The sequence below is a fragment of the Exiguobacterium sp. s141 genome (assembly GCF_018618085.1).
Taxonomy (GTDB): domain Bacteria; phylum Bacillota; class Bacilli; order Exiguobacteriales; family Exiguobacteriaceae; genus Exiguobacterium; species Exiguobacterium mexicanum_A.
Map to the genome: position 1 here is coordinate 1 of NZ_JACSLJ010000014.1, position 7139 is coordinate 7139.

7 protein-coding genes and 14 tRNA genes are annotated in these 7139 nt (G+C 49.1%); 20 read left to right on the forward strand and 1 reads right to left on the reverse strand.

Features of this window, described 5'->3' with window-relative positions; all coding sequences use genetic code 11:
- Nucleotides 1–14: 14 nt before the first annotated feature.
- The 13 genes from KNP74_RS14610 (at nt 15) to KNP74_RS14670 (ending at nt 1153) form a co-directional block, all read left to right on the forward strand.
- Nucleotides 15–89, forward strand: a tRNA-Asn gene (locus tag KNP74_RS14610).
- Nucleotides 90–102: 13 nt separating this feature from the next.
- Nucleotides 103–193, forward strand: a tRNA-Ser gene (locus KNP74_RS14615).
- Nucleotides 194–212: 19 nt separating this feature from the next.
- A tRNA-Glu gene (locus tag KNP74_RS14620) sits at nt 213–287 on the forward strand.
- 18 nt (nt 288–305) lie between these two features.
- A tRNA-Met gene (locus KNP74_RS14625) sits at nt 306–379 on the forward strand.
- Between the two features lie 8 nt (nt 380–387).
- Nucleotides 388–463 (forward strand) — tRNA-Asp (locus tag KNP74_RS14630).
- 27 nt (nt 464–490) lie between these two features.
- Nucleotides 491–566 (forward strand) — tRNA-Phe (locus KNP74_RS14635).
- Between the two features lie 3 nt (nt 567–569).
- Nucleotides 570–653, forward strand: a tRNA-Tyr gene (locus KNP74_RS14640).
- Nucleotides 654–656: 3 nt separating this feature from the next.
- Nucleotides 657–727 (forward strand) — tRNA-Trp (locus KNP74_RS14645).
- Nucleotides 728–745: 18 nt separating this feature from the next.
- Nucleotides 746–821, forward strand: a tRNA-His gene (locus KNP74_RS14650).
- Between the two features lie 6 nt (nt 822–827).
- A tRNA-Gln gene (locus tag KNP74_RS14655) sits at nt 828–902 on the forward strand.
- Nucleotides 903–906: 4 nt separating this feature from the next.
- Nucleotides 907–981: transfer RNA gene (locus KNP74_RS14660), tRNA-Gly, on the forward strand.
- An 8-nt stretch (nt 982–989) separates the two neighbouring features.
- A tRNA-Cys gene (locus tag KNP74_RS14665) sits at nt 990–1063 on the forward strand.
- A 9-nt stretch (nt 1064–1072) separates the two neighbouring features.
- A tRNA-Leu gene (locus KNP74_RS14670) sits at nt 1073–1153 on the forward strand.
- 164 nt (nt 1154–1317) lie between these two features.
- Here KNP74_RS14670 and KNP74_RS14675 read toward each other — a convergent pair.
- Entirely contained in the window at nt 1318–1977 is a 660-nt protein-coding gene (locus KNP74_RS14675; RefSeq protein WP_214710123.1) for a DUF6241 domain-containing protein, read from the reverse strand.
- 294 nt (nt 1978–2271) lie between these two features.
- On the opposite strand from KNP74_RS14675, the gene desA reads away from it, so the two are divergent.
- The 7 genes from desA (at nt 2272) to KNP74_RS14710 (ending at nt 6961) form a co-directional block, all read left to right on the forward strand.
- Nucleotides 2272–3291: a Delta(5) desaturase DesA gene (gene desA, locus KNP74_RS14680; RefSeq protein WP_034776483.1), complete on the forward strand. Its 1020-nt coding sequence runs from the start codon at nt 2272–2274 to the stop codon at nt 3289–3291.
- A 225-nt stretch (nt 3292–3516) separates the two neighbouring features.
- Nucleotides 3517–3587, forward strand: a tRNA-Gly gene (locus KNP74_RS14685).
- Between the two features lie 78 nt (nt 3588–3665).
- Nucleotides 3666–4814 carry a tRNA epoxyqueuosine(34) reductase QueG gene (gene queG, locus KNP74_RS14690; protein ID WP_214764702.1) on the forward strand — a complete coding sequence of 383 codons (1149 nt, stop codon included), beginning with the start codon at nt 3666–3668 and terminating at the stop codon, nt 4812–4814.
- Entirely contained in the window at nt 4804–5238 is a 435-nt protein-coding gene (locus tag KNP74_RS14695; RefSeq protein ID WP_052090199.1) for a methylated-DNA--[protein]-cysteine S-methyltransferase, read from the forward strand. Before queG ends, KNP74_RS14695 begins: the two co-directional genes overlap by 11 nt.
- Before the next feature lie 10 nt (nt 5239–5248).
- A complete protein-coding gene (gene trmL / locus KNP74_RS14700; RefSeq protein ID WP_034776487.1) occupies nt 5249–5722 on the forward strand; it encodes a tRNA (uridine(34)/cytosine(34)/5-carboxymethylaminomethyluridine(34)-2'-O)-methyltransferase TrmL in 474 nt (157 codons plus the stop codon).
- 226 nt (nt 5723–5948) lie between these two features.
- Nucleotides 5949–6506 carry a DUF5366 family protein gene (locus KNP74_RS14705; RefSeq protein WP_021066738.1) on the forward strand — a complete coding sequence of 186 codons (558 nt, stop codon included), beginning with the start codon at nt 5949–5951 and terminating at the stop codon, nt 6504–6506.
- Complete coding sequence (locus tag KNP74_RS14710; protein WP_214764701.1) at nt 6503–6961, forward strand: hypothetical protein; 459 nt, start codon at nt 6503–6505, stop codon at nt 6959–6961. The genes KNP74_RS14705 and KNP74_RS14710 overlap by 4 nt, the downstream gene beginning before the upstream one ends.
- Nucleotides 6962–7139: the final 178 nt, after the last annotated feature.

The window sequence follows — 7139 nt, forward strand, 5'->3', positions numbered from 1 at the left end:
CCAGGCAAGATCGTTCCGCAATAGCTCAGTGGTAGAGCAACCGGCTGTTAACCGGTAGGTCGTAGGTTCAAATCCTACTTGCGGAGCCACTTTTCTCTTTTTGGAGAGCTGTCCGAGTGGCCGAAGGAGCACGATTGGAATTCGTGTAGGCGGCAAAACCGTCTCAAGGGTTCGAATCCCTTGCTCTCCGCCAGTTTTTCAATCCAAGATATGGCCCGTTGGTCAAGCGGTTAAGACACCGCCCTTTCACGGCGGTAACACGGGTTCGAATCCCGTACGGGTCACCATTTAAAGTTTTATATCGTCGCGGGGTGGAGCAGTCTGGTAGCTCGTCGGGCTCATAACCCGAAGGTCGTTGGTTCAAATCCAGCCCCCGCAATTATCAGTGGTCCTGTGGTGTAGTGGTTAACATGCCTGCCTGTCACGCAGGAGATCGCGGGTTCGAATCCCGTCAGGACCGCCATTTTTTTAATTAAATTACTACATACATGGCTTTGTAGCTCAGTTGGTAGAGCAAAGGACTGAAAATCCTTGTGTCGGCGGTTCGATTCCGTCCAAAGCCACCATGTGGGGGGGTAGCGAAGTGGCTAAACGCGGCGGACTGTAAATCCGCTCCCTCGGGTTCGGCGGTTCGAATCCGCCCCCCCCCACCACTTAGGGGCATAGTTTAGCGGTAGAACTACGGTCTCCAAAACCGTCAGCGCGGGTTCGATTCCTGCTGCCCCTGCTTCTTAATATTATTATGGCGATTGTGGCGAAGTGGTTAACGCACCGGATTGTGATTCCGGCATTCGAGGGTTCAATTCCCTTCAGTCGCCCCATTTTATTGGGCTGTAGCCAAGTGGTAAGGCATCGGATTTTGATTCCGACATGCGAAGGTTCGATCCCTTCCAGCCCAGCCATTATGCGGAAGTAGTTCAGTGGTAGAATACGACCTTGCCAAGGTCGGGGTCGCGGGTTCGAATCCCGTCTTCCGCTCCATTAAATTTGGCGCCATAGCCAAGTGGTAAGGCAGAGGACTGCAACTCCTCTATCGTCGGTTCGATTCCGACTGGCGCCTCCAACATAATATGCCGGTGTGGCGGAATTGGTAGACGCGCACGACTCAAAATCGTGTTCCTCTGGAGTGTCGGTTCGACTCCGACCACCGGTATCCGTAGATCCTAGCTGAGGCTAGGGTCTTTTTTTGTGTATCTAAAACCAAGAAGAATGGAGAGAGGGAAACGACGCATAAAGAATAGGGCAGAAGTGTTAAGAAGCTGAACTATGAAAGGTACACTCGTGTTAGAGCTTTTTGCATCAATCAAAAAAGAATCATCATTGAGATGATTCTTTATATGACGTGTACGTCGTTTCTTCCAACGTGTTCAAGTATTCAGGTCCGAAGTTGTTTAAGATAAAGAGTTCTTCTTCATTCTTGGTAGCTAATCCGTTCGAGAACCCTCTACTCGCTTGGAGGAAGTGCAACAAACGATCTTGTTCCTTGTCCGCTTTAGAGAAGTCACCTTGCGACCAGTGATCGAGCATCGTTTTCAATTCCGAGTACATACTGTCACCAATTTTGAATTTAGTTTTTAGGAGCTCCAAATAGTCAGCGGACTGTTGTATATTGTCTGGGGTCATCGGAATCGCTCCCCATTTGGAACGGGCCGATATTTTTTGATGTGTCATCAAGTGCATGTTTTTAATCAATCCAGTTCGGCTCGGTTTCTCTTCATTGAAGGAGACCTCCAATTCAACACGCGTCTTTGCGGTGGAGTTGCCTCTCCGATCTAATGGGTCTTCTTTAGAAACTTCGATTTGTAACTCTTTGACTCGCTTTGCATATTTGTCATCAAGGTCTTTATTTTCGACGCCTTGACTCAAATTTTTATAGAACGTATAGCTGACAAAGAAGACTGGGATAAGCAAGATAAAGACGCTCACCATGATGATCAATCGCTTAGGTGTGATCAAATTTTTTAATTTCTGAAACAATAACATTTCCTCCTATCTCTACATAATTGGAGTCTAACACACTTTATGTATTAATAATTCCATATAAGGAATTTCAATGGAAATTATTGAGACAGAAATAATAATTGATTCAATTACTGGTATGGAATGAACGATTTATTCTATATGATGTGATATAATTACCTGATAATAATATTTTTATGACAAATTGATTCTTATGGCGATGGATGCCGTCGTCACTATCATAGTGTAGTTGGTTTCATATTTCATTTTTGTTGTCGTCAACGCTGTATGCAATTGAGGAGGAAGTTGTACATGAGTAAAGAAAAAATCGCCCAGCTCCGGAAACACGTCTCGCCGTTTGAAAAGGCCGACGTGAAGAAGAGCGTCCGGCAGATGATCAACACGATCCTGCCGTTTCTTGCCGCCTGGATCCTTGCCTATCAGGCGCTCCAAATTTCGGTCTTCTTGACCATCCCGCTCGCCATCGTAGCAGCAGGCTTCGTCGTCCGGATGTTCATCATTTTCCACGACTGCACGCACGGTTCGTTTTTTAAAAATAAGAAAGCGAACGCCATCGTCGGGACGATCATGGGTATCTTGACGTTATTCCCGTATGAGAAGTGGAAACGAGAGCATTCGATTCACCATGCCTCGAGTGGGAATTTAGATAAGCGGGGAGTTGGTGACATTTGGGTCATGACAATCGAAGAGTACGTCGAAGCTTCGAAGTGGACTCGTCTCCAATATCGTCTCTATCGTAACCCGCTCGTCATGTTCGGCCTTGGACCTTTGTTCCTGATCCTTATCACGAGCCGCTTCAACCGGAAAGACGCACGTAAGAAAGAGCGCAACAACACGTATCTCATCAACTTGTCTCTCGTCGTGCTCTACGCACTCGTCATCGCGCTCGTCGGATGGAAAGCATTCTTGATTGTTCAAGGAACGACGATGTTCACGGCAGGTGTCCTCGGGATTTGGTTGTTCTATGTCCAACATACGTTCGAAGACTCGTATTTCGAGGACGAGAGCGAATGGGATTATGTGAAAGCAGCAATTGAAGGGAGCTCGTATTACGAGTTGCCTAAAGTGTTGCAGTGGGTGACGGGAAACATTGGTTTCCATCACGTGCATCATTTGAGCCCACGCGTACCGAACTATAACCTTGAACAAGCCCATACGGCGACACCGCCGCTCCAGAAAGCGACGACGATTGGTCTGTTCTCTAGTTTGAAATCGCTGCGCTATAAACTATATGATGCTAAAAACAAGACGTTCGTCACGTTCCGAGATATTAAACATTTGCTTCGGGAACCAAAAACATCGTCATTGTAATAGAACTTCCTGCCGACAGAGTCGGCAGGATATTTTTATACCGCTACGTCTATCTTATAGTGAGATATGGTTTGAAGAAGAGAGATAAGGGAATTATATGTATTCATACACCATAAGTATAGATTTCATAAGCTATCAAATAAAATTCTTCAAAAGTATTGACTTCCTAAAGGTATAGATGTATATTGATTGTAGTCGCTTTTACAGACGACTCATTTGAACCATGCGGGTGTAGTTTAATGGTAAAACCTCAGCCTTCCAAGCTGATGACGAGAGTTCGATTCTCTTCACCCGCTTCATCATCTCTCTGCCGACTGGCGGGGAGATTTTTTGTATGCGAAAATAGACACGAAAGAGGTGATTCGATGAACGGGATGGACCCGGAGACACTCAAACAGAAGATTGTAGCATATGCGACGACGATCGGGATTGACGAGTTGAAAGTGACGACCGCCGACCCGTTCATCGTCATGAAGCAACGTCTCGTGAATCAGCAAGAGAAGGGATTCGCCTCGGGGTTCGAGGAGCCTGACTTGGACAAACGGACGACGCCGACGCTGTTGCTCGACGAAGCGCAGTCGATCATCGCCATCGCCATCGCGTATCCGAGCAAATTGAAAGATGCGCCGCGAAGTGTTGCCGATGAACGACGGGGCTTGTTCGCCCGGGCATCGTGGGGGCTCGACTACCATCGCGCCGTCGGCTCAAGGCTCGAGCAGCTGCAAGCGTATATTGAACAGCTCGTCCCGGGCGTCCGGACACGCTCGATGGTCGACACGGGAGAACTCGTCGACCGTGCCGTCGCCGAACGGGCCGGAATCGGCTTCAGCGGCAAGAACTGTTCCATCATTTCGCCCGAGAAGGGGTCGTACCTTTATTTAGGGGAGATGATCCTGGACACATACTTACCACCGGACGAGATGATTGAGGACGGCTGTGGCGAGTGTACGAAATGTATGACGGCTTGTCCGACGACGGCACTCATCGAACCAGGTGTTCTCGATGCCAAACGTTGTATCGCCTATTTGACGCAAATGAAGACACTTATGCCACGCGAGTTTCGTTCGAAGCTCGGTGGGCGGCTTTACGGTTGCGACACGTGCCAACAAGTCTGTCCGTATAATCGGAAAAAAGATTGGCGCCATCATGAGGAACTGCTTCCTGAAGCTGAAATCGTCAAACCGTTGCTCGTCCCGTTACTGAACTTGAGCAATCGGGAGTTCAAAGCGAAGTTTGGCCATCTGTCTGGCGCATGGCGCGGCAAAAAGCCGATTCAGCGAAATGCGATTTTAGCGTTGGCCCATTATCGGGAACCATCGGCCGTGCCGGTGCTCGAAGACTTTATTCGACAAGATGAGCGCGAAGACATGCGGGCGACGGCCGTCTGGGCGATTGGTGCGATTCTCGGAGCCGAAGCCGAGACGATTTATCGACAAATCGAGTCGACGGAGACGTCTGAGCTCGTACATGAAGAGATTCGATTGTTCCGAGAGGAGTGGGACCGTGAAGACCGTGTCATCTAAATGGGGTACATTGGCGTATGAATTGAACGCGCAAGGGAAGCTATGCGCGTTAGACTTTGCGGAGACGGAAGCAGATGACGGATCGGCGCCGAGTTGGCTGACCGACCTGATTGAACGCGTGGAGCAAAATGGACTTCAGCCGTCTGACCGCGAGTGGATCGAGATGAAGGGGACCGTCTTCCAACAAGAAGTATGGGATGCGTTATTGACGATCCCATTCGGGGAAACGCGTTCGTATAAACAAATCGCTGAACAAATCGGCCGCCCGAAAGCGGTTCGGGCGGTCGGCCAGGCGCTGAACCGCAATCCGTTGCCCGTCATTTTCCCATGCCATCGCGTCGTCGGCAGCGGAGGGCAACTGACCGGGTTCGGAGGCGGCCTTCATCAAAAACAACGATTACTTGATCTCGAACAAGTGAAGTGAGGAGTAGATTATGGCAATCCATGTAGTAATGTTCCAACCAGAAATCCCGGCAAATACGGGTAACGTCTCGCGCACATGTGCGGCGACGAATTCCGTGCTCCATTTGATTCGTCCGTTAGGTTTCTCGACGGACGACAAAATGCTCAAACGGGCCGGGCTCGACTATTGGCAATTCGTCGACGTCCGTTATCACGATTCGCTCGATGAACTGTGGGCCAAACACCCGGACGGAGAGTTCTTCTACATTACCAAGTATGGGGAACAGTACCCAAGTGACCTCGATGTGTCTGCGGTCGATAAAGACTATTTCTTTGTCTTCGGACGCGAGACGAAAGGGTTGCCGATGGAAGTGATCGAGGACAACCTCGACCGCTGCATCCGTTTACCCCAATCGAACCTCGTTCGGTCACTCAACGTCTCAAACACGGCGGCAATCATCGTTTATGAGGCGCTCCGTCAACAAGGATATGCTGGATTGAAATAAAAAAAGAGCCGGATTCGTGAGAATCTCGGCTCTTATTGATTACCTTCAGGTTTTCTGTTGTATCCAGCTGTGAAGATAGCTGCGAGGAAGACGACGCTGATTCCGACCATTAGTAACAAACCCATCTAAAAATCCCCCTTTTGTTCTCCGTGACTACGAATATTATAATATACTTGATAATAGATTTGCACTGAATATGAGAAATTCTTGTGAAATTGGAGCCGATATGAAAACAAACGTGTACTTGTTAAGCTATGCCCCGTTGATTGGGATCATTCTATTCTCGATGTCGCTCGCCATTGCCACGAGTGAGTATGTGATTCAATGGCTGACGCGTGTCGGCGTGTACAGCGAAATCATCGCCTTGTTGTCCGTCCAAGAGTCGAAAGTGCTCGTACTCGTCGTGTTCTTTACCATCTATTTCATGCTGTTCAGCGCCTTCAAGCTCGTCGCCGATACGTTCAACCAACTCGGGTTCGCATTCTTTGCGCGTGAGACGAACGGTAGCTCGTTGCATCGGTTGAAGCCAGGCGCAACGATTTTTCTCGTCGGCTCAGGGATTAGCTTCTTGTTTTTAAATTCGCTGCTTGCGGTCATTGCGGTACTGCTCGGCACGTTCGTTCTCTATTTGTTCTATTACATATGGCAAGTCAGCCAGTTGATGTCGACGTTTCGTGCCATCGGTCTACTGTTAATTCAAGCCATGATGTGGGCGATTCTTTTGAGCGGCCTCGCTTGGGCCATGCTCCGCTTGTTTAACTCGGTCGGGGATATCATCCTATGACGGTGAACACGACGATTTCCCTCATCCCGGCCGAAGAAGTCGTCCAGGAGTGGATGTCGTCGATGGTGCCACCGATGGACTTGTTTATGGCGGACGAGCATCTCGTGACGCAATTAGGCGCACAGGTGTCAGTGTTGATCATCCCGAAAGCAGAATTTGACACACACCCGTCTTACCGGAACGTCCGAGTCGCCAACGCCTATACGTATTGGACGATTGACCGGGAAGTGCCGTACGTCCTGCATGCGCCGCCTAGTTGGATCGAGACATTGCCGCCAGAAGTGAGGCGCGAGTTGCTTGCCTATCAAGTCACGGTCGGACGAGGGCTCGTTTTCCCGGCGACTGACATGGAAATCGATTCGTTGGCGACTTCGAGGACCACGGTAGATGATGTGCCGTATCTCATCTTACAGAATTTGCGAACGAGAAAGCCCACTGCTTCAGTGGTGGGATGAACGTGAGCTTGATTTCGGAGTTCCGCTAGTCGGAATTTCAGAAATCAACACCTATGATCTTATCCCGAGAAAATGTATCGCTTAAATAAACAAAGTGATACGATAAACGTATGAACAACTATCGAAGAACCAACACCACCGTGTCGATGCTCCATTATCATTTCGTGTTCTGCCCGAG

What these genes read in the sequence shown, in the direction of transcription:
- desA (WP_034776483.1), top strand. Translation starts at nt 2,272, where the DNA reads ATGAGTAAAGAAAAAATCGCCCAGCTCCGGAAACACGTCTCGCCGTTT.
- queG (WP_214764702.1), top strand. Translation starts at nt 3,666, where the DNA reads ATGGACCCGGAGACACTCAAACAGAAGATTGTAGCATATGCGACGACG.
- trmL (WP_034776487.1), top strand. Translation starts at nt 5,249, where the DNA reads ATGGCAATCCATGTAGTAATGTTCCAACCAGAAATCCCGGCAAATACG.
- KNP74_RS14705 (WP_021066738.1), top strand. Translation starts at nt 5,949, where the DNA reads ATGAAAACAAACGTGTACTTGTTAAGCTATGCCCCGTTGATTGGGATC.
- KNP74_RS14710 (WP_214764701.1), top strand. Translation starts at nt 6,503, where the DNA reads ATGACGGTGAACACGACGATTTCCCTCATCCCGGCCGAAGAAGTCGTC.